The sequence below is a fragment of the Ruegeria sp. G5 genome (assembly GCF_056533365.1).
In genome coordinates this window covers 37889-56575 of the sequence record NZ_JBQFOK010000003.1, presented here as the reverse complement: position 1 = coordinate 56575, position 18687 = coordinate 37889, and the positions used below count along the sequence as shown (strand labels likewise).

The 18687-nt window shown below is 54.7% G+C and carries 16 protein-coding genes; 10 read left to right on the top strand and 6 right to left on the bottom strand.

Going from position 1 to position 18687, the window contains the following annotated elements:
* Positions 1 to 128 precede the first annotated feature (128 nt).
* The 6 genes from ACR0BD_RS06300 to ACR0BD_RS06275 all read left to right on the top strand — a co-directional run bounded on the left by ACR0BD_RS06300 (position 129) and on the right by ACR0BD_RS06275 (position 5569).
* Positions 129 to 1058 carry an AEC family transporter gene (locus ACR0BD_RS06300; RefSeq protein ID WP_480829478.1) on the top strand — a complete coding sequence of 310 codons (930 nt, stop codon included), beginning with the start codon at positions 129 to 131 and terminating at the stop codon, positions 1056 to 1058.
* A 105-nt stretch (positions 1059 to 1163) separates the two neighbouring features.
* Complete coding sequence (fghA, locus tag ACR0BD_RS06295) at positions 1164 to 1997, top strand: S-formylglutathione hydrolase (RefSeq protein WP_480699813.1); 834 nt, start codon at positions 1164 to 1166, stop codon at positions 1995 to 1997.
* 3 nt (positions 1998 to 2000) lie between these two features.
* Positions 2001 to 3449 carry a Si-specific NAD(P)(+) transhydrogenase gene (gene sthA / locus ACR0BD_RS06290; RefSeq protein WP_480699814.1) on the top strand — a complete coding sequence of 483 codons (1449 nt, stop codon included), beginning with the start codon at positions 2001 to 2003 and terminating at the stop codon, positions 3447 to 3449.
* Complete coding sequence (locus ACR0BD_RS06285; protein ID WP_480829477.1) at positions 3446 to 3901, top strand: YaiI/YqxD family protein; 456 nt, start codon at positions 3446 to 3448, stop codon at positions 3899 to 3901. Before sthA ends, ACR0BD_RS06285 begins: the two co-directional genes overlap by 4 nt.
* A 142-nt stretch (positions 3902 to 4043) precedes the next feature.
* Entirely contained in the window at positions 4044 to 4664 is a 621-nt protein-coding gene (locus ACR0BD_RS06280; RefSeq protein WP_480829476.1) for an HAD family hydrolase, read from the top strand.
* On the top strand, positions 4661 to 5569 hold the full coding sequence (locus ACR0BD_RS06275; protein WP_480829475.1) for an ornithine cyclodeaminase family protein: 909 nt from the start codon (positions 4661 to 4663) through the stop codon (positions 5567 to 5569). Before ACR0BD_RS06280 ends, ACR0BD_RS06275 begins: the two co-directional genes overlap by 4 nt.
* Here the strand turns inward: ACR0BD_RS06275 and ACR0BD_RS06270 are convergent, their stop codons facing one another.
* The gene (locus tag ACR0BD_RS06270) at positions 5570 to 6811 is read right to left on the bottom strand and encodes an MFS transporter (protein ID WP_480829473.1); all 1242 of its coding nucleotides are present in this window, start codon (positions 6809 to 6811) and stop codon (positions 5570 to 5572) included.
* A 146-nt stretch (positions 6812 to 6957) separates the two neighbouring features.
* On the opposite strand from ACR0BD_RS06270, the gene zapE reads away from it, so the two are divergent.
* Positions 6958 to 8016: a cell division protein ZapE gene (zapE, locus tag ACR0BD_RS06265; RefSeq protein ID WP_480829472.1), complete on the top strand. Its 1059-nt coding sequence runs from the start codon at positions 6958 to 6960 to the stop codon at positions 8014 to 8016.
* Between the two features lie 62 nt (positions 8017 to 8078).
* Here zapE and ACR0BD_RS06260 read toward each other — a convergent pair whose 3' ends face one another.
* Genes ACR0BD_RS06260 through ACR0BD_RS06245 form a run of 4 tightly spaced genes read right to left on the bottom strand, consistent with a single transcriptional unit; the run spans position 8079 to position 14317 of the window.
* Positions 8079 to 9353 (bottom strand): bifunctional folylpolyglutamate synthase/dihydrofolate synthase, encoded by a 1275-nt coding sequence (locus ACR0BD_RS06260; protein ID WP_480829470.1) that lies wholly within the window; start codon positions 9351 to 9353, stop codon positions 8079 to 8081.
* Positions 9350 to 10282: an acetyl-CoA carboxylase, carboxyltransferase subunit beta gene (gene accD / locus ACR0BD_RS06255; RefSeq protein WP_480829467.1), complete on the bottom strand. Its 933-nt coding sequence runs from the start codon at positions 10280 to 10282 to the stop codon at positions 9350 to 9352. The genes ACR0BD_RS06260 and accD overlap by 4 nt, the downstream gene beginning before the upstream one ends.
* Before the next feature lie 59 nt (positions 10283 to 10341).
* A complete protein-coding gene (locus tag ACR0BD_RS06250; RefSeq protein WP_480829466.1) occupies positions 10342 to 11238 on the bottom strand; it encodes a CPBP family intramembrane glutamic endopeptidase in 897 nt (298 codons plus the stop codon).
* Positions 11225 to 14317: an ABC transporter transmembrane domain-containing protein gene (locus tag ACR0BD_RS06245; RefSeq protein WP_480829465.1), complete on the bottom strand. Its 3093-nt coding sequence runs from the start codon at positions 14315 to 14317 to the stop codon at positions 11225 to 11227. The genes ACR0BD_RS06250 and ACR0BD_RS06245 overlap by 14 nt, the downstream gene beginning before the upstream one ends.
* Before the next feature lie 244 nt (positions 14318 to 14561).
* Here ACR0BD_RS06245 and ACR0BD_RS06240 point away from each other — a divergent pair, with 244 nt between their 5' ends.
* The 3 genes from ACR0BD_RS06240 (at position 14562) to ACR0BD_RS06230 (ending at position 17298) form a co-directional block, all read left to right on the top strand.
* Positions 14562 to 15323, top strand: a complete 762-nt coding sequence (locus ACR0BD_RS06240) for a DUF6478 family protein (protein ID WP_480829463.1) — start codon at positions 14562 to 14564, stop codon at positions 15321 to 15323.
* Between the two features lie 11 nt (positions 15324 to 15334).
* On the top strand, positions 15335 to 15694 hold the full coding sequence (locus tag ACR0BD_RS06235) for a hypothetical protein (RefSeq protein ID WP_480829461.1): 360 nt from the start codon (positions 15335 to 15337) through the stop codon (positions 15692 to 15694).
* Positions 15695 to 15771: 77 nt separating this feature from the next.
* Positions 15772 to 17298, top strand: coding sequence for an MFS transporter (locus tag ACR0BD_RS06230; RefSeq protein ID WP_480829460.1), 1527 nt, complete (start codon positions 15772 to 15774; stop codon positions 17296 to 17298).
* Between the two features lie 42 nt (positions 17299 to 17340).
* On the opposite strand, the gene ACR0BD_RS06225 is transcribed toward ACR0BD_RS06230, so the two are convergent.
* Complete coding sequence (locus ACR0BD_RS06225; RefSeq protein WP_480699827.1) at positions 17341 to 18684, bottom strand: S41 family peptidase; 1344 nt, start codon at positions 18682 to 18684, stop codon at positions 17341 to 17343.
* Between the last annotated feature and the right edge of the window lie 3 nt (positions 18685 to 18687).

The following is an 18687-nucleotide window of genomic DNA, read 5'->3' as shown; positions in this document are numbered from 1 at the left end:
CTCGCACGTTTTGCGCAGCATGAAGCGACAGAAGTTATAAAATCTCGCCTGACCTGCGTGCCGTGACAATGCCAAATTGCGTTCGCGCCGGGCTTGTCGCGCGGCCAAACCATGCTAACACTTCGGGCATGGTCGATATCTTTCTGCGTACACTTCCTTTTTTCGCGATCATCGGCTTGGGTTACTGGGCGGGCCGCACCCGCTTTTTTACCGAGGAAGCCACCGCCTATCTAACCAAATTTGTATTCTATTTTGCCCTGTCGGCGATGCTGTTTCGGTTCGCGGCCACGTTGCCCTTTGACGAAATATTCAACGCCCGCCTGGTCGTCGGCTATCTGATGGGAACGGTCGTCGTTTATGTTTTAGCGACTGTTGTGGCTTGGATACGGGGGCTTGATGTCCCGACCGCTGCGGTCGAGGCACAATGCGCCGCGATCGGGAATGTCGGGTTTCTGGGGCTGCCAATGCTGGCCCTGTTGTTCACCGAAGCTGCCATCGGGCCTGTAATGCTCTTGCTGACCGTCGATCTGGTTGTCTTTTCATCCCTGATTGTAATCCTGATCAATGGCGGTCGAGATGGCAAACTGACGCCAGCAACATTTCGTCAAATCGGAAAAGGTTTGGTGCAAAACCCGATGATCGTATCGATCTCGGCCGGTATGTTGTGGTCCGCGTTTCAGGTTCCGGTCCCTGCCCCTTTGAACGATTTTCTGACAATCCTAGGTGGGGCCGCAACGCCGGGGGCTTTATTTGCGATCGGAGCCTCGTTGGCCAGCAAGTCAGCCGAGCGTGTTCAGGTAGCAGGCTGGTTGAGTTTCTGTAAATTGGTCGTGCACCCGGCCTGCGTCGCAGTTGCGCTTATTTGGATTGTCCCGGTTCAGGCATTTCCAGCGACCGTCGCCATAGCAGCGGCGGCACTACCGGTTGCCGGGAACGTCTATATGCTGGCCGCTCACTACGGTGTGGCCCCACACCGGGCTTCAGCCGCCATTCTGCTATCGACAGCTGCCAGTATTTTAACCGTTCCTCTGGTTATCGCGTGGGTCGGAACACCCTGATCCTGACCCTGCCGAAAAATCCCCGTTACCTGCCGCGCACAGGCTTTACGCACGCGCCTTGTGCGGTTAGCCATGGCGCAAACTCAACTTAAGGACATATGCCAAATGGAAACCGTTTCGGAAAATGCCTGTTTCGGAGGCGTTCAGGGCGTCTACCGCCACGCTTCGACTGCGTGCCAATGCGACATGACTTTTGGCCTGTTTCTACCCGCCGAAGCGAAAGACGGTCCCGTACCGGTTTTGTGGTATTTGTCCGGTCTGACCTGCACCCATGAGAATGCGATGACCAAAGCGGGCGCGCAGGCATGGGCTGCTGAACAGGGGATCGCGGTCGTGTTCCCCGACACATCCCCGCGCGGAGAGGGCGTGGCAGACCATGACGACTACGATCTGGGTCAGGGCGCCGGTTTTTACGTAAACGCAACACAAGAACCCTGGGCCCCACATTTCAAGATGTGGGACTATGTGGCCGAGGAATTGCCCGCCTTATTGGCCGAGAACTTTGCAATCGATTCCGACCGTCAGGCCATCACGGGGCACTCCATGGGTGGTCACGGCGCGCTTACTTTGGCGATGAACCTGCCGGGTCGGTATCGTTCGGTTTCAGCCTTTGCTCCAATCTCGAACCCTACCGGCGCGGACTGGGGGCGCAAACAGTTGAGCGCTTACCTCGGAACGGATGAAGCAGCCTGGGCAAAGCATGATGCTGCGCTTGTCATGAAGGATACCGGATTTGACGGCCCGGTGTTGATCGACACGGGTGCCAATGACCAATTCATCGATCTTTTGCGCCCCGAAGCACTGGCACAGGCAATTGCTGAACGCCGTCAGCAGGCAACTTACCGGCTTCAGCCGGGCTATGACCATTCCTATTTCTTCGTGTCCACCTTCATGGAAGACCACATCACATTCCACGCCGAGGCGCTGTACGGAGACTGAGGCATGAGAAAATATGACTACGACCTGATCATCATTGGATCCGGACCCTCTGGGCGGGCAGCGGCCATTCAAGCCGGAAAGCTGCAAAGACGTGTTTTGGTGATTGACCGCAAAGATCGGCTGGGCGGTGTCTCGGTGCATACCGGAACCATCCCATCGAAAACGCTGCGCGAAACCGTGTTGAACCTGTCAGGTTGGCGCGAGCGGAGCTTTTACGGCCGTTCGTACCGGGTAAAAGATCATATCCGCGCCGAAGATCTCAAGGCGCGGTTGCATATGACGCTGGACCACGAAGTTGACGTGCTGGAGCATCAGTTCAACCGAAACCACGTAGAGACCCTGAACGGTCTGGCGCGGTTTGTAGGCCCGCATGAGGTTGAGGTTGCTACCGACGCCGGGGACACGACACGCGTCACGGCAGCCAAGTTCCTGATTGCCACTGGAACCAAAACCTACCGCCCTGATTACGTCCCGTTCAACGGCACGACCGTTGTAGATGGGGATGAGTTCTTGGAAATGGCCGCTATTCCCCGGTCATTGTGCGTGATCGGTGCCGGCGTTATCGGGGTCGAGTATGCGACAATGTTCTCAGCGCTGGATGTCCGGGTCACTTTGATCGAGCCACGCGACACCTTTTTGGATTTCATCGATAGCCGCCTGATCCATGATTTCACACACCAGATTCGGGAAAATGGTGTCGACTTGCGGCTGGGCTCTGCTGTTGAAAAGATCGAAGACGCAGGCGGTCATGTTGAGGTGACGCTTGAAAACGGGCGCCATGTGCGGGCAGAGATGCTGTTGTTTGCGGCAGGGCGCATGGGCGCGACTTCGGCGCTTAATCTGGATGCGGTCGGGTTGCAAACCGACCACCGGAATCGGATCGAAGTCGACCGAAAAACCTACCAGACTTCTGTGCCGCACATCTATGCGACAGGCGACGTCATCGGCCACCCTTCGCTGGCGTCAACATCCCTGCAACAAGGGCGTGTCGCGGCATGTCATGCCCTGGAGACGCCAACACTGCCGGAAAGCCCGTGGTACCCATACGGCATCTATTCGGTTCCCGAAATATCAACCTGTGGAATGTCCGAAGAAGAACTTCAGGAACGAGGCATCCCCTACGAAGTAGGCGTGGCGCGGTTTCGCGAAACCTCACGCGGGCATATCATGGGGCTCGAGCATGGAATGCTGAAGATGCTCTTTTCGCTGAAAACCCGCCGGGTTCTGGGCGTTCAGATCGTCGGTGAGGGCGCGACAGAACTCATCCATATCGCGCAGGCCGTTCTGAACCTTAAAGGCACCGTCGACTATTTTGTGCAGAACACGTTTAACTATCCGACCCTGGCCGAGGCTTATAAGATTGCCGGGCTGGATGCGTTTAACAGGATGCCCATCCCCGATGAATTCAAGGTCAAGAAAAAGCCTGCCGCGAAACAGGCAAAAAAGGCGTGACTACGGTCTATATTGACGCCGACGCCTGCCCGGTAAAAGCCGAAGCCGAACGCGTTGCAACACGGCACGGAATACCAATGGCGTTGGTGTCGAATGGAGGTCTGAGGCCGTCGCAGAACCCGTTGGTACAAGTAGTCGTTGTTTCACAAGGCGCCGACGAAGCGGACAAATGGATTGCTGAACGCTGTGGCGAGGGCGACGTCGTTGTAACATCCGATATTCCCCTGGCATCCAAGTGCATTGAAGCCGGTGCTCAAGTCCTTCGCCCCAACGGCGAGGCTTTTACAGCGGCCAATATTGGACAGCAATTGGCAATGCGCGACCTTATGGCAGATTTGCGAGCTGCTAACCCGTTGGGCGCGGGTGGGGGTGGAAAACCATTTGCGAAAGCGGATCGCTCAAGGTTTCTGGACGCGCTGGAACGTGAGTTGCGGGCAGCTAAAAAACGGTAGGTCTCCCGCCTGGCAAGGGCGCATCAAAGATGCGACCTCGACAGTTGGGCCGGGCAGCGCTTCGCGCTGCGTTTGGGTCTTGAATAATCAAGCCGTGATTGGTTCAGTCATTAAAAAGCGTTTTGAATGAAAAGGTGGCTCTATGCCTATTGAGGCTGTGATTTTCGATATTGGAAACGTGCTGATCGAATGGCAGCCAGAGCGCTATTATGATCGAACAATCGGCGAAGAACGACGCCGAGCCATGTTCACAGAAGTAGATTTGCATGGGATGAATGATCTGGTGGATCAGGGTCATCACTTTACGGACACGATTTACAACTGGGCGGAAAAATACCCCGATTGGGGCGATGAAATCCGAATGTGGCATGACAACTGGATTGAACTTGCATCTCCGGCCATTCCACATTCGGTTCGCCTGCAGCGCGCATTGCGAGAAAAAGGCGTGCCTGTTTTTGCCTTAACCAATTTCGGAGTGCAAAACTTTGACTATGCAACAGGTATTTATCCATTCCTGAACGATTTTGACCGCCAATATGTTTCGGGCAGAATGAAGACTGTGAAACCGCATCCCCCGATCTATCAAATGGTCGAAGAAGATTGCGGTTTGGCGCCCGAAACCTTGCTGTTTGCCGATGACCGGATCGAAAACATCGAAACCGCGCGGGCGAGGGGCTGGAAAACTCATCTGTTTGACGGCTCACAAGGCTGGGCGGATCGCTTGGTAGCCGAAGGTTTGCTGACCGAAAGCGAGGCAAAGTGAACGTATTGCAAATTCCCTTTGCCGAAGGCGAAGCCAATCTGAACTGGCTCGAACTAGCTGCAGCATTTGAAGCCGGGCATCAGTTGCCCAAGGCAAAGATCCAGGACAGTTTTTTGTATCGCGGCGCGGATACGCTGCTGACCAGATCTGCATGGATCGACGGGTTGGGCATTGCAGTCAAATCAACAACCATTTTTCCCGAAAATACCAAGGATGACCGCCCCGTCATCGATGGCTCGGTCAGCTTGTATGACGACAAAGATGGTCGTTTGACCGCGCTTGTAGACTTTTTCCTTGTCACGAAATGGAAAACGGCTGGGGACAGCCTGTTAGGCGCGTTGAAGCTGGCCAACCCCCTGAGCAAGGAAATACTGGTAATCGGTGCCGGACCAGTCGCCGAGTCATTGTGCGAGGCATTTACAGCCGGATATCCGGAAGCCCAAATACGACTATGGAACCGGACAAGCGCCAAGGCGGAAGCCTTGGCCGATCGGTTAGGTTTTGTAAGCGTTGCGCCAGATTTACCTGATGCGGTGAACGGTGCAGATATCATTGTTTCAGCGACAATGAGCAGCCAACCATTCATCAAGGGCGAGTGGTTGCGCCCGGGACAGCATTTGAATTTGGTCGGCGCGTATAGACCCGATATGCGCGAGGCCGATGATACGGCTCTAAGGCGCGCGCGGATTTTCATCGATAGCTTTGACACGACCGTCGATCACATTGGCGAGGTTAAAATACCTATCGCGCAGGGTGTGATTACACAGGACGATCTTATTGCAGATTACTATTCGATGGACCGGTTCAAGCCGGATCCATCAGCCATCACCTTGTTCAAAAATGGCGGCGGCGCGCATCTGGACCTGATGACAAGTCAGTACATCATCGAGAAATTTCGCGCTTGATCATGCCGCAGCAACCGCTGCTGGCCGGTTCTCGCGGATGGGTAGATGAACGATCGCGCTGAATGCGCCGATGGCTACTCCGATCCACCACACAAACGTGTAGTCCCCATATTGATCATACATACGGCCGCCAAGCCAGATGCCTAAAAAACTGCCCAGTTGGTGACTTAGGAAGATGATGCCGTACAGCGTTCCCATGTAGCGCAGCCCATAGAGATGCGCGACAAGGCCCGACGTCAACGGGATTGTAGCCAGCCAGAGCGAACCCATAACCAATGAAAATACAACCACCGAAACGGGCGTGATGGGAAAGATGATAAAGACCGCCGCCGCAAGCGTTCTGGCCGTGTAGATGCCCGCCAGCAGATACTTCTTTGAGAAGTGTTTACCAGCCCAACCGGCAATCAGCGTGCCCCCAATATTAGCCAGACCAATCAATGAGATGGCCATAGCCCCCAGGGCCGAAGTCGTGGTGATACCAACCGAGTGCAATATCCCGCCGGGTTGGATCGGGCCGCACATCTCGGTCACAAATGCGGGGAAATGCGCTGTGATGAAGCCAAGTTGGTAACCGCAGCTGAAGAACCCAAGAAAGATCAAAGCGTAGGACGGATCTTTGATCGCTTTCCTTACGACATGGCCCATGCTCTCTTCGATTTCGGCTCTCATTGCCGCCTGTGGTGCACGCATGAACGGCAAGGTCAGAACAAGGGCAAGGATCGCGGCAGCGAAAATAATGAAAACATGCTGCCATGGAAGAAATGACAACATCCACTCGGCTGCCGGGGCACCCAGAACTTGCCCAAAGCTGCCCGCTGCGGTGACTATGGCCAGTGACATCGATCGGTTCTCATCCGACGAAGCTCGACCAACCACGGCCAAAACCACACCAAAACCGGTTCCCGCGATGCCAAAGCCCACTAGCCATGCGTACATCTGATGCTCAAATGGTGTGACGGACCAAGCCGTAAGCAGCATCCCGGCCGCGTAAGTGAGAGCACCCAAAACAATCGCGCGTCTGTCGCCAATTTTCTCAGCTATAGCGCCAAAAATCGGCTGGCCTATGCCCCACGCCAGATTTTGGATGGCAATTGCCATTGAGAAATCGGTGCGCAGCCATCCAAACTCGTCAGCAATCGGTATCTGGAAAACACCAAACGACGCACGAACAGCAAAGCTGACAGTGATGATAATGCACCCGACAATCAGGATCGGGTTCAAGAGACGAGCGGTTTGGGGCATGGAAACCTCAGAGCGGTGGAATACGGACGGTATCCGAATTCCACCGCGGGTCAATTCATGAGTTTTGACGCCACGGTTAAGCAAATCTGATGCGACGGTAAAAAGGCCGCTTTTCAACACTCAAACCGAAAGGTATGCCTCGGGGTATGACGGATTTAATTTCGCTATACGAAGCGCGCATCGCCGACGGCACATTGACCCGCGACGACGCGCAGGAGGCCGTTCTACCGCAATTTGAGCGTATCCGGGCTGCGCTCGCAGCGCCGGTCAAGCGTGGTTTGTTTCGCAAAGCACCTCCGCCACCCAAAGGTCTATATCTTTGGGGCGGTGTGGGTCGCGGCAAGTCGATGTTGATGGATATGTTCGTCGATGCGCTGGACGACGTGCCGGCGCGCCGTGTCCATTTTCACGCCTTCATGCAGGAAATCCATGCGGGCATGCATAAGGCGCGCAACGAAGGCGTCGAGGATGCGCTGGCACCTGTCGCCCAGAGCGTGGTGAAATCCGTTAAGCTGTTAGCCTTCGATGAAATGCAGATCACCGACATCACAGATGCAATGATTGTCGGGCGTCTGTTTGACCTTCTTTACGAGGGTGGTGTGGTCGTAATCACGACGTCAAATCGACATCCAGATGATCTTTACAAGGACGGTTTGAATCGGCAGCTTTTCTTGCCTTTCATTGCTCATATCAAAGAGCAGTTACAGGTTTGGGAGCTGGTCTCACCTACGGACTATCGGCAAAACAGGCTGGAGGGGGCGCCAGTCTATTTTTCTCCGATCGGGCCTGAAGCACGGCAGAGCCTGCGCGCCGTATGGAATGACTTGTCCGGCGGAAAGGCTGACCCTTTGGTTTTACATGTCAAAGGGCGCACGGTTGAGTTGCCCGCGTTCCGAAATGGTGTTGCGCGGGCAAGTTTTTACGACTTGTGTGGGCGCATGCTGGGTCCCGCGGACTATCTTGCCATTGCAGAGGCGATCAAAGTCCTTGTGCTGGAAGACATACCTCGCCTTTCGCGTAACAACTTCAATGAGGCAAAACGGTTTGTGACGCTGATTGATGCGCTATACGAAGCGCGCGTTCGACTGATCTGTTCGGCGGCTGCGGAACCGGAAATGCTGTATGTCGAAGGCGAAGGAACTTTTGAATTTGAGCGTACGGCGTCGCGGCTCCGTGAGATGCAGGATCAGAACTGGGGGAAATAGGGGGCTCTGCCCCCGGTGCGCTTTGCGCCCCTCCCCCGGGATATTTCAAGCCAGGTGAAGTATTAGCCGTTTTCGCGCAGGATATTTCCGGCGAGATACAATGAGCCGCAGATAAGTACCCTGGCCTGCGGATCCGCTGCAATAATTTGATGCAAAGCCGCATCAACACTGTCAGCTGTCGTGGTGCTCATGCCGATCTGGGTAGCCGCTTTGGCGGTGTCTTCAGCGCTCAGAGTGGCCGTTTCACCCGGAATCGAAACTGCGGTCAGGCTTTGGGCCTGTTTTGCCAGCGGTGAGAGATACCCAGAGACATCTTTGGTGTTCAGCATGCCGCAGATCATGTGAGTTGGGCGTTTAGGCAGCTTTGCCAATACGTCGGCCAGTGCGGCACCGGCAGCGGCGTTGTGTCCGCCATCCAACCAGACCTCGGCCTGCGGAGCCTGTTCAACCAGTGGCCCCGTTTTCAAGCGTTGCATACGCGCAGGCCAGTGCGCGTTGCTGACTGCGGCCTCATACGCGTCGTCACCAAGTTCACGATGGCGCAACACGGCGAGGGCCGCACCGGCATTTTGTATTTGATGCGCGCCCAAAAGGTTGGGCAAAGGCAGATCGCGCAAGCCGATTTCGTCCTGATAGATCAACCGTCCATTTTCTTCCGTCACGTGCCAGTGCTGCCCGTGGATCAGCAATGGAGCCCCCAGACGGGCGGCTGTGTATTCGATGACCTCTAGCGCTTCGTCTTCTTGCGGCCCGACGATGCAAGGGACCCCCGCCTTTATGACACCGGCCTTTTCAGCCGCGATTTTCCCAAGCGTATTTCCCAGAAACTGTTCGTGGTCTATCGACACCGGGGTAATCACCGTAACGGCCGGTTCATGGATCACATTGGTCGCGTCCAGTCGGCCACCCAACCCGACCTCGAGCAGGGTATAATCTGCCTGCGTCCGGGCAAACGCCAGCAACGCAGCGCAGGTCGTGATTTCAAAATACGTAATATTCTCGCCGCCATTCGCCGCATAGCATTCATCCAGAACCGCGGTCAAAGCAGCCTCGGAAATCAGCTCTCCTGCCAGACGGATGCGTTCGTGAAAGCGCGCGAGATGAGGGGATGTATACGCGTGCGCGGACAGTCCCGCCCCTTCCAGGCCAGCCCGGATCATGGCTTGCGTGGATCCCTTGCCGTTGGTTCCGGCAATGTGAATAACCGGGGGCAGCTTGGTCTGAGGGTTGTCCAGCGCCGCCAACAAACGCCAGACACGGTCCAAGGTCAGATCAATGATCTTGGGATGCAGCGCCATCATTCTTTCCAGGATGACGTCAGAAGACTGTGATGTCATTTTTCGTCCGAGGTTTCAGCCGGTTCCGGCACTTCAACTTCCGCTGGTTTTGGCGCAGGAAGATCACCTTTCACCGCAGGAGGCTGGTTCATCAGCATACGGGTGATCGTAATCAGCTCATCCCGCATTTCGGTGCGCTTGGTCACACGGTCCAGCATACCGTGATCCAGCAAGTATTCAGCCCGCTGGAAACCTTCGGGCAGTTTTTCCCGAATGGTTTGTTCAATAACGCGTGGACCGGCAAAACAAATCAGGGCATTCGGCTCTGAAATGTGCACGTCACCCAACATCGCGTAGGACGCCGTTACGCCGCCCGTGGTCGGGTGGGTCAATACAACGATATATGGCAGGTTGGCTTCTTTCAGCATCTCGACCGCCACAGTCGTACGCGGCATTTGCATCAGGCTGAGGATACCTTCTTGCATTCGGGCACCGCCAGCAGCCGAAAACAAGATGAGTGGACGCTTTAGTTTTACCGCTTCTTGGGCGGCTGCAATGATGGCGTTTCCAACATACATGCCCATCGACCCGCCCATGAACGAAAAGTCCTGCGCCGCTGCGATGATCGGTGTCCGCCCGATTTCACCCTTGACGACCAGCATCGCCTCTTTCTCGCCGGTCTTTTTCTGGGCCGACTTCATTCGGTCGGGGTATTTCTTTTGATCCCGGAACTGCAGCGGATCGTCTTTGGGGGCAGGAACATCAACCTCTGTGAAAATCCCGCCATCAAACAGGTGTCTGAAACGATCCCGTGGCGTGATTGCCATGTGGTGATCACACTGGGTGCATACGTTCTGGTTCTCAGCCAGTTCGCGGTGGAACAGCATTGTCCCGCACTCGCCGCACTTGTGCCAAAGGTTTTCCGGCACCTCCCGGCGCGAGAAGATCGAGTTGATCCGGGGACGGACGTAGTTTGTGATCCAGTTCATGTCGGAACCTTGCTAGTGCGGCTTTGACGTCAAATAAGACGCAACGGAAAGAAATGCAATCAGCGCCTGAGCGCAATCCGTGCTGTCAGCCAACCTGCAATCATCATCGCGAAATCGACGAACAACCAAGGCCGCAAGGCTGCAGCATCAGACATATCATATGGCAACAAAAACAGGGCCAGCCCGTTCAGGTTATCGGGCAGCGAAATAAACAAAAGCGCGATCATATTATTGAAGAAATGCAATGCTATAGCAGGCCCCAAGGTGCCGGCCCGAGCGGTCAAATCAGCAGCCAGAAGACCAAACATGCAAGACCACAGCGCGATCAGCCCTGCGTTTTCACCGGCCGCACTAGGCGCATAGTGACCGGCGGCGAACAAGACTGACGGCACACCCATCCAAACAAAAGGAGAGCGGAATCGCGCAGCGAGGCTTTGCTGCATGTATCCCCGAAACAGCACCTCTTCGGCGCTGGTCTGAATCAACACGGCTAAAAGCGAAACAGGTAAAAGGATCAGCCATTTGGACATGGCCAGATTCGGCGTCAAAGTTTCGCCCATCCCGTACGGAGGCAAGATGGCTACGACCACCCCGAGAATGAGCAAGGCCCTGAAAACGCGCCAAAATTGCCGAAGGCTCAGCGGTATGGGTCCAATAATCGACTGCAACGACCGTTTTTGCACAGACCGGGCGGCCAAAGACACGCCCAGCGTGACAAAACCGAAGCTGCCAAGAAGCACCAGCATCGCAGCAGGAGAAGATCCTCTGAGAAGACCCACCGCCAGACTCTGTGACCCTATGCCAGACAGAATGGCAAACAGCACCAGGTTCAAAACGGTAACAAGAACCACCACTATCCCCAGGCCAGCGAAAAGACGCCAGAGTTGAGGCTTTTCACGCGCCTCATGCACAAGGCGTTCGTGCGCGGAATAGTCGGTCTGGTCAGGCACGTTCATTCTCGCCCTCAGCATTAACCTCGAGGAAAAGAGACGCGTTCTCAGCATTGACGCGATTGGCGAGCGATGTGAGATACCCGGCAACAGTTTCAAGGAGTTGCGTTGCAACGCCCGCATCGCTCTCGACAACAGCGCGCAGTTCTTCCGCGCCGATCCGAAGGAAGGAACAGTCGCTGACGGCGACAAGATCCAGTTGCCGCGGATCTTTTGTGATCACCGACAGATCACCAATCAAGCGGCCCGGTTCGACGTCGGATATCGGGCGGGCCTCTTCACCGTTTTCTGCTGGCCACTCCAGTCGCGCCTTGCCTGCAATGCAAAGATAGGCCGCGTCAGCCGCTTGTCCGCGTGAAAAAATAACCTGACCAGGTGCCGCATCATACCATTGCGCGGAAAAAGCCAATAGGCGTTGGTTTCGCCCGTCGATGCCTGAAAACAGTTCAGTCGACGAAATGATCTTGAGTTTGCGGCTCAGGTCCTCGGTGGCGCCAACCTCGTCTTCGGTATGGGTTTTTGAGACGCCATCAATCCTGCCGTCTTTGATTTCGACAAACAGATCATAGGCTTCTGGGTGCGCAAAGTGATCTTCCATAAAGATCATGATCGAATCCGGCAAAAGCTCGCGCAGTTTCAAACGTGTACGTAACCGGCTTTCCGAATCGTGGCTGGCCAATGCCTTGTCCAGTATCAATACATCCGGCCGTTTTATGCCCGCCCGCGAGAATGATGCGCGCTCTTGGAATACGGTTGGCAGATTGTTCCCACCCAGACCCGAAGGCAGGTCGTAAATGATAGCGGCTGCCCGACGGCGCAGCCCGGCCTCGTTCATGGCTTCGGCAACAACATCCTCGATCTCATCAGCATGCGCACCTGCCATCAGCGAGATACGACCGAACAGCGCGTTTTCCATAACGGTCATGCGATCAATATAAGCGTCCGGTGTCACCGGAATAAACATGCCGTCCATCGAGTCCCGCAACCGATCCGCCTGACCACTTCGAATAGACAAAATCTTTTCTTTGTATTTGTCAGGAAAGTCCGGTCCGATCTGTTCGGCAGTCAACAAAAACGGAACTGTCAAAAGCAAAGCCCGTTCGCGTTCTGAGATGGCGTCGTCACCCTTTGCCTTGCGCCGGTCCTCAATGTCCAAAAGGCGGTAATACATGTCCTTCGTCATACCCAATCGCAAGAACAGCGGGTGATCCGTTCCGTCACGGCCAAAGGTTTGATTCAGTGTCTTCAGCACCGCCGTTGAAATGCCCATCGCGTCATCATCCAGATCATGCGCGCGCAGCATGGTCATAAAGCGTCCGTCACCCGCCAGAATATCCGGAGAAATGTCATGTGACGGGGCCGCATATAGCAAGTTACCCCCAAGGGGGACCGCGGGGTTAAAGCGTTCTGGATCAAAGCGATAAACGTATCTGTCCAGCCCTTTTTCTTTGAGGCGTTCAGCCACAAGATCTCGCAAAGAAACGATATCTCGTGCCAGCATCGGATGCTGAACCGGATCGAATTGCGTCCGTAAAGTGCGGCGGAACATGAATTCGTCGATACCCATCGCTTCGACCAGTTGAAACCACCAGTCCCGGATGTCTTCGATATCCTCAAGACCTGCCAGCCCCGGATCAATCCACTCATCTTCGAGCGAGTCGATCGGATTACCGGCGCGCTCGGCTTCGACCTGCCATCGAGACGGAGCTTTTTGGGCTTCGACCTCGTGCTGTGGTCGGGTGCGCAGAGGCATCAACAGGTTATCACCCAGTGTGCCATCGAACAGATAAGGCCGAGAGTAAGCATACCCGATCCGGGCAGCGATGACGGCCTGATGCAACTCTTGCAGGTCGTGCCCTGCAACGATGACATCCCCTTGCACCGGCAACAGCTCACGCGTGAGCAATTGCGCCAAAGCACTGCGTTCGGCCGCGCTTGATGATTGGATTGCAACCCGTGCCCCTTTGGGGATGACCAAATCGATGTCTTCCAGAATGGTTTTCCCGTCATTGTCCCGAACGGTCACGTTCTGCAGCTGAATATCGCCTGCCAGATGGGGAATTGAATCGGGTTCTCCGGTGAAAAGCTCCTCGGGGATCATGTTGTCGGGTGCAAACCGTTCCGTAACGATTTCCCAGCGCAGAGACATGTCCTGCACCTGATTGTAGTAGGTCAGCAAGTCTTTCCACGGGCCGCTAAGATCCTTGTAAGCACCCAATGCGGCCACAAGCGCACCAACCGTCACCTCGCCCTTGATCGCCAAATATCCACCGACTGAATAGAACAGAAACGGAGTCATCTGCGTGATCAGGTTGTTGATGAACTTCATGAAGAATTTCTTGTTGTAGATCTTGAAGCGGATCTCGAACAAGGTTCCTAGGCGATGGCTGAATTGGGCCAGACGATAACGCCAGCCACCATTTGCGCGTAAATCGCTGATGCCCGCTGCGCTTTCGCCGATTTCAGAGCTTAGCTGCCGTACCTGCTGAATTCGATCCTTGTTCAGCAAGTTGATCTGTCTTTGCAGCTTGGGGATTAACCAGGCCTGCAACGGGATCAACGCAATACTAGCCAGACCGAACCAGACGCTTTGCATGAACAAGAAAGTCACGATGGTCATCATCTGCCCAAACTGAAAAACGGGCTGAGCGATCGCATCGCCCATCAAGCCGCCCATCGGCTCGGCCTCTGACGTGATCATCGATACCAGCTCACCTTGGCTGGTGGTGGCAAAATAAGACCTTGGGAACCGCATGGTGCGGTGGATAAGTGTATAACGCAATCGGCGCAGCATGCGTTCGGCCAGAACACCCTTCATCGTGTTGATGCGCATTTTCATAAGGCCGCTGACAATCACGGTGGCCAAAAACGCGAAACACAAGATCATAAGGTACTGGATTTGTGTCACCGTGATGCCCAATACAGTCACGGTCTCTGCAGGCGCACCAATCGCGTCATTGATGATTTGCTTGGGTAGCTCTAGCGATGCGTAGAGAAACGGAAATGACAGAACGGTCAGAATCAGCAACACAAGCTGTTGCTTTTTCGAGTATTTCCAGATGAATGCGAAAAGAGTGGGTTCCATGCCCCGGCTTTGCCTCAAAAATTAGGTACGCGGTTTTTCGGATGATCCACGGCAATCAGGTGCCGGACGGTACGCACTGGCCCGCCTGAATGCAAGAACAGCCAACGACCTAGCAGGCCTGAAACCGCCTGCCCAGAAAAAACTGTTCTCTCAATTCTGACAATTAATTCATAAAACCCTCGAAATCAGCTTTATCCCCTGCATGCTCTTTGACTAAAGAAGGGCAAGGACAAACGATTGGACCATGGGCAGACTTCTGGATCGCATCATTCACCGCAGGGTTCTTGCGCGCTGGCAACAAGCCGCGCAAGACGCGCCCGAAGTGGCAGTACAGCAATTGCGAAAACAGCGAGACGAGGCGCGCAAACTGCGCATACATCTGGACAGGTTGATCCATCAGGCCGACGGAAGGTTGCAACGACCGCTTGTTGGCTCGTCACAGTTTCCCAAACCACTTGGAACCGATTGGAGTTGGCGTCCGGATCTCTGGCGCGGTCCCCTGTCCAGCCCCGGCGTTGCCTCCGCCCCACGCAAAGCACCCTTGGGCGATCAGGTGACCTTGTTCCATGATTGTGGCTTGTGTCAGATTGCGGCACGTCAAATCCGCAACACCCGGGAAAAAGATCTTGCCCCGTTTGGGCTGAGCACTGAGGTTTTTGCCTTTGAGGGCTCATTTCTGTCCGTGTCGATCGACTTGCCCCATGACGTTGCGAAGGGTTTGACCAAACAGCACCTCATACGTGTCGACACGCATATCGAAACTGAGCGCATGCTGACAGTTACAGCTCGCCTCAACATCCAACACGGTCCGAATACGGACAGTGTCCTACGCGCATTCGATCTTTCGTCATCCTCAAGCGCAGTCGATTTTGACTTAGCCCACCTGCCTTTGAATGAGCAGCGCATCACCAAAGTCTGGCTGGACCTGATATACGAAAAACCGTCGATGAATCGTGTGGTTGTGCGTGATTTGACATTCTGCCGCCACCATCGCGCTGACCTGTGAGATACCGGACAATGACGCAACTTGTACTTACGCCCCTTCGTCTGGAAAACGGTATCTGGCTGGCCCATGTGGCCGCAAGCGCCCAGCCTGATTTAAAAGTTCATTACCGCGATCAGGTTTTAGAAGACGTTACCCTGACAGAAGCTCCTGATGGATGGCATTTGCATGTTCCGGTGCCAAAAACGGCCTTGTCGGATGGCGTCCATACTTTTGTCGTGATGGATAGCTCAACATCTCAGAAGCTGGCCGATTTTTCTATCATCGCCGGAAGCCCAGCTGAAAACGATCTTCGGGCCGAGTTAGACCTGTTGCGCGCTGAACTAGACATGTTGAAGCTCGCTTTCCGACATGCGCGCAATTCGGAAACCTGACGTCCGCGTCCCGTTCCCTATCTTTGAAACGGAATTTGTGCATCATATTCGCTATTTCCAGCGGGTTGAGCACAATTATGGATCGCACCAGCATAGTCAAAGTCATTGCCCTGATGATCACAGGGTTTGGGATCGGGATAGATTTTACCGGCGCTCTTATCCTGGTTCCCGCGATTGAAAACAGCTTTGACGCGGATATAACCAGTACCCAGTGGGTTCTGAATATTTACGCCCTGTTTTTCGCCATGACCATGGTCGCCGGCGGTCGCATGGGAGATATGTTCGGCCACCGCAAGATGATGTTGATCGGCCTGTCGATATTCCTTTTTGCCTCAATCATGTGCTTTGTATCTCCAAGTCTTGATTTTCTAATCATTTCCAGAGCGTTACAAGGCATCGGAACAGGATGTGTCTGGCCCTGTGCGCTAGCTTATGGCGCAACCAAGGTATCCAAACCCGAGCATCGTGCACTAATCATGGGCCTTATTCTTGCAGGCGTTACTTCGGGCAACGTTTTTGGGCCCCTGATAAGCGGTGCCGCCGTCAGTTTTGGGGATTGGAGGTTGTTCTTTCTGGCGAATGTTGTTTTCTCAACGCTCTCGATGGCCACAGCCTTGCTGTTGATGGAGCGCGAAACCCAACACAAGCAGGGTGAACACCTCGACTTTGCTGGCATGGCCGTTTTGTCCTTCGCGGTACTTTTGCTGCTTTATGCCCTGGACGTGGGGGCCGATTGGGGATGGGGCTCTGTACCTTTGCTGATGCTATTTTTCGTCAGCGCCGCCCTGTTTTTCTTTTTTCCAAAGGTCGAGAAACGCGTCAAAGAGCCCCTGATTCTGCCGCAGCTGATGCAGAACCGTGAATTTCGGATCACGTTGGGGCTGAACATGTTCAATGTCTCGGCGGTGTTTGTCGGGCTGTTGTATTTCCCGCAATACATGCAAAAGGTTCTGGGGTGGTCTGTGTTCCAGTCCGCTCTTGGTTTGGCACCACTGACCATTTTACTTGCCGTCGGCTCGATTATCTCGGGCACATTATACAACGATTTTGGGCCCAAACGATTACTGTTCTGGGGGTACCTGATTGCAACCATCGGTGCCATCAGCATCGTTCTGATGCCTTCGGGCCTTGGGTATTTCCAGATCTTGCCCGGAATGACCATGATTGGGTTGGGGGCGACACTAACCGTCGGTCCTTCCGGTACGGCAGCTGTGAATGCGGTAAAACCCGAGCGCGCGGGGCTGGTTGGCGGCCTAAGCTTTATGACGCATCTGGTTTACGGTGCTATCTCGGTCGCTTGCGCGACAGCCATCGTGTACGTGACCAGCCTGACCAGTCTTGGCAAGCAACTAGTGGCAGACGGGATCAGCATGACAGCAGCAGATCAGCGGGCAATCAACGGAAGCACGCTTACAACTGAATCTGCTAAGGCCGTGTTAGATAAGCTTGAACCGGCAGAGGTCGAAAAAGTCAGGTCAGCAATAGCCGCCGCCTTTGATACAGGTATGCAAACAGCCTTTATTTTCGCCGCTGCGTCAGTTGCCGTGGGTTTGATTTTGGCGATTTTGCTGGATGAAGAAAAGCTACGTAAAGTGGAAAGCTGATCCTCAAAAGAAAAGGGCCGCCCTGATGGCGGCCCTTGTGACTTATTGCGACGGCCCGTTCGGGTTAAACGCAGAGAGGCCCTTGAGGATGTCGATGGCATAAGCCAATTGATAATCCTCTTCGCGCAGCTCTGCGGTCGCCTCGGCCTTGGCGCGATCTTCCTCGATCTGGCGGATTTCATCGTCGCTGAGGCTATCGTTGTTCAGGCTGCCACGCAGATCAGCCTCGGACCGTGTGCGTGCATTTGTTTCTTCTTCTTCGTTTTCCGAAGCCGTTGGGCGGGGTTGCTCAACAATGATGTCAGGGCTGACACCCAACGCCTGGATCGAGCGACCAGACGGCGTGTAATACCGCGACGTTGTCAGACGCATCGCCCCGTCACCCCGCAGCGGCATAACGGTCTGCACGGACCCCTTACCAAAGCTCTTGGTGCCCACGACAATGGCACGGCGGTGATCCTGCAATGCACCCGCAACAATCTCGGACGCAGAAGCCGAGCCGCCGTTGATGAGAACGACGATAGGCTTACCTTCGGCCAGATCACCGACAGTTGCGTTGAAACGTTCGCCGTCGCCCGGATCACGACCACGAGTCGACACAATCTCACCTTCGTTCAGGAATGCATCAGAAACCTTGATCGCTTGGGTCAGCAGACCGCCAGGATTGTTGCGCAGATCAAGCACAACGCCGTTTACCTTGTCGATCCCACCGATTTCTTCGATTTGTTCGTTCAAACCGGCTTGCAGGTTTGGGAACGTCTGGTCGTTAAAGGTTGTCACCCGCAGTACGACACTGGTGCCTTCGGTTCTGGCGCGAACTGCGGTTAGTTTGATCGTGTCGCGAATGATTGTGATGTCGAACGGATCAGGCTCGCCCTCGCGCACAACGGTAATGATAATCTCGGATCCGACCGGACCCCGCATCAGATCGACGGCCTTGTCCAATGTCAGGCCAAGAATGCTTTCGCCATCTACATGCGTGATGAAATCACCCGCTTCGATTCCGGCTTCATCCGCAGGGGTGTCATCAATAGGCGAGACGACTTTGACAAAGCCCTCTTCCTGCGTGACTTCAATCCCCAGACCGCCAAACTCACCACGCGTTTGAACACGCATCTGTTCGGCGTCGTCAGGCGACAGATAGCTCGAGTGTGGATCCAGCGAAGTCAGCATCCCGTCAATGGCGGCTTCGATCAGCTCTTCGGGTTCAACTTCTTCGACATATTGCGCGCGGATACGTTCGAAAATATCGCCAAACAAATCCAATTGTTCGTAGACACTGGCCTTATTAGCAGCCTCTTGCGCCAACAACGGACCTGCGATCTGCGTCGTTGCAATTATGCCTGCCACTGTTCCGGCCACACTGGCCATCAGAATTTTCTTCATACT

Excerpts from the sequence above, each read along its gene's own strand:
- ACR0BD_RS06240 (WP_480829463.1), top strand. The coding sequence starts at position 14,562 with ATGGGCAGACTTCTGGATCGCATCATTCACCGCAGGGTTCTTGCGCGC.
- ACR0BD_RS06280 (WP_480829476.1), top strand. The coding sequence starts at position 4,044 with ATGCCTATTGAGGCTGTGATTTTCGATATTGGAAACGTGCTGATCGAA.
- ACR0BD_RS06245 (WP_480829465.1), bottom strand. The coding sequence starts at position 14,317 with ATGGAACCCACTCTTTTCGCATTCATCTGGAAATACTCGAAAAAGCAA.
- ACR0BD_RS06225 (WP_480699827.1), bottom strand. The coding sequence starts at position 18,684 with ATGAAGAAAATTCTGATGGCCAGTGTGGCCGGAACAGTGGCAGGCATA.
- ACR0BD_RS06300 (WP_480829478.1), top strand. The coding sequence starts at position 129 with ATGGTCGATATCTTTCTGCGTACACTTCCTTTTTTCGCGATCATCGGC.
- ACR0BD_RS06270 (WP_480829473.1), bottom strand. The coding sequence starts at position 6,811 with ATGCCCCAAACCGCTCGTCTCTTGAACCCGATCCTGATTGTCGGGTGC.
- ACR0BD_RS06260 (WP_480829470.1), bottom strand. The coding sequence starts at position 9,353 with ATGACATCACAGTCTTCTGACGTCATCCTGGAAAGAATGATGGCGCTG.
- accD (WP_480829467.1), bottom strand. The coding sequence starts at position 10,282 with ATGAACTGGATCACAAACTACGTCCGTCCCCGGATCAACTCGATCTTC.
- ACR0BD_RS06230 (WP_480829460.1), top strand. The coding sequence starts at position 15,772 with ATGGATCGCACCAGCATAGTCAAAGTCATTGCCCTGATGATCACAGGG.
- ACR0BD_RS06250 (WP_480829466.1), bottom strand. The coding sequence starts at position 11,238 with ATGAACGTGCCTGACCAGACCGACTATTCCGCGCACGAACGCCTTGTG.
- ACR0BD_RS06235 (WP_480829461.1), top strand. The coding sequence starts at position 15,335 with ATGACGCAACTTGTACTTACGCCCCTTCGTCTGGAAAACGGTATCTGG.
- zapE (WP_480829472.1), top strand. The coding sequence starts at position 6,958 with ATGACGGATTTAATTTCGCTATACGAAGCGCGCATCGCCGACGGCACA.
- fghA (WP_480699813.1), top strand. The coding sequence starts at position 1,164 with ATGGAAACCGTTTCGGAAAATGCCTGTTTCGGAGGCGTTCAGGGCGTC.
- sthA (WP_480699814.1), top strand. The coding sequence starts at position 2,001 with ATGAGAAAATATGACTACGACCTGATCATCATTGGATCCGGACCCTCT.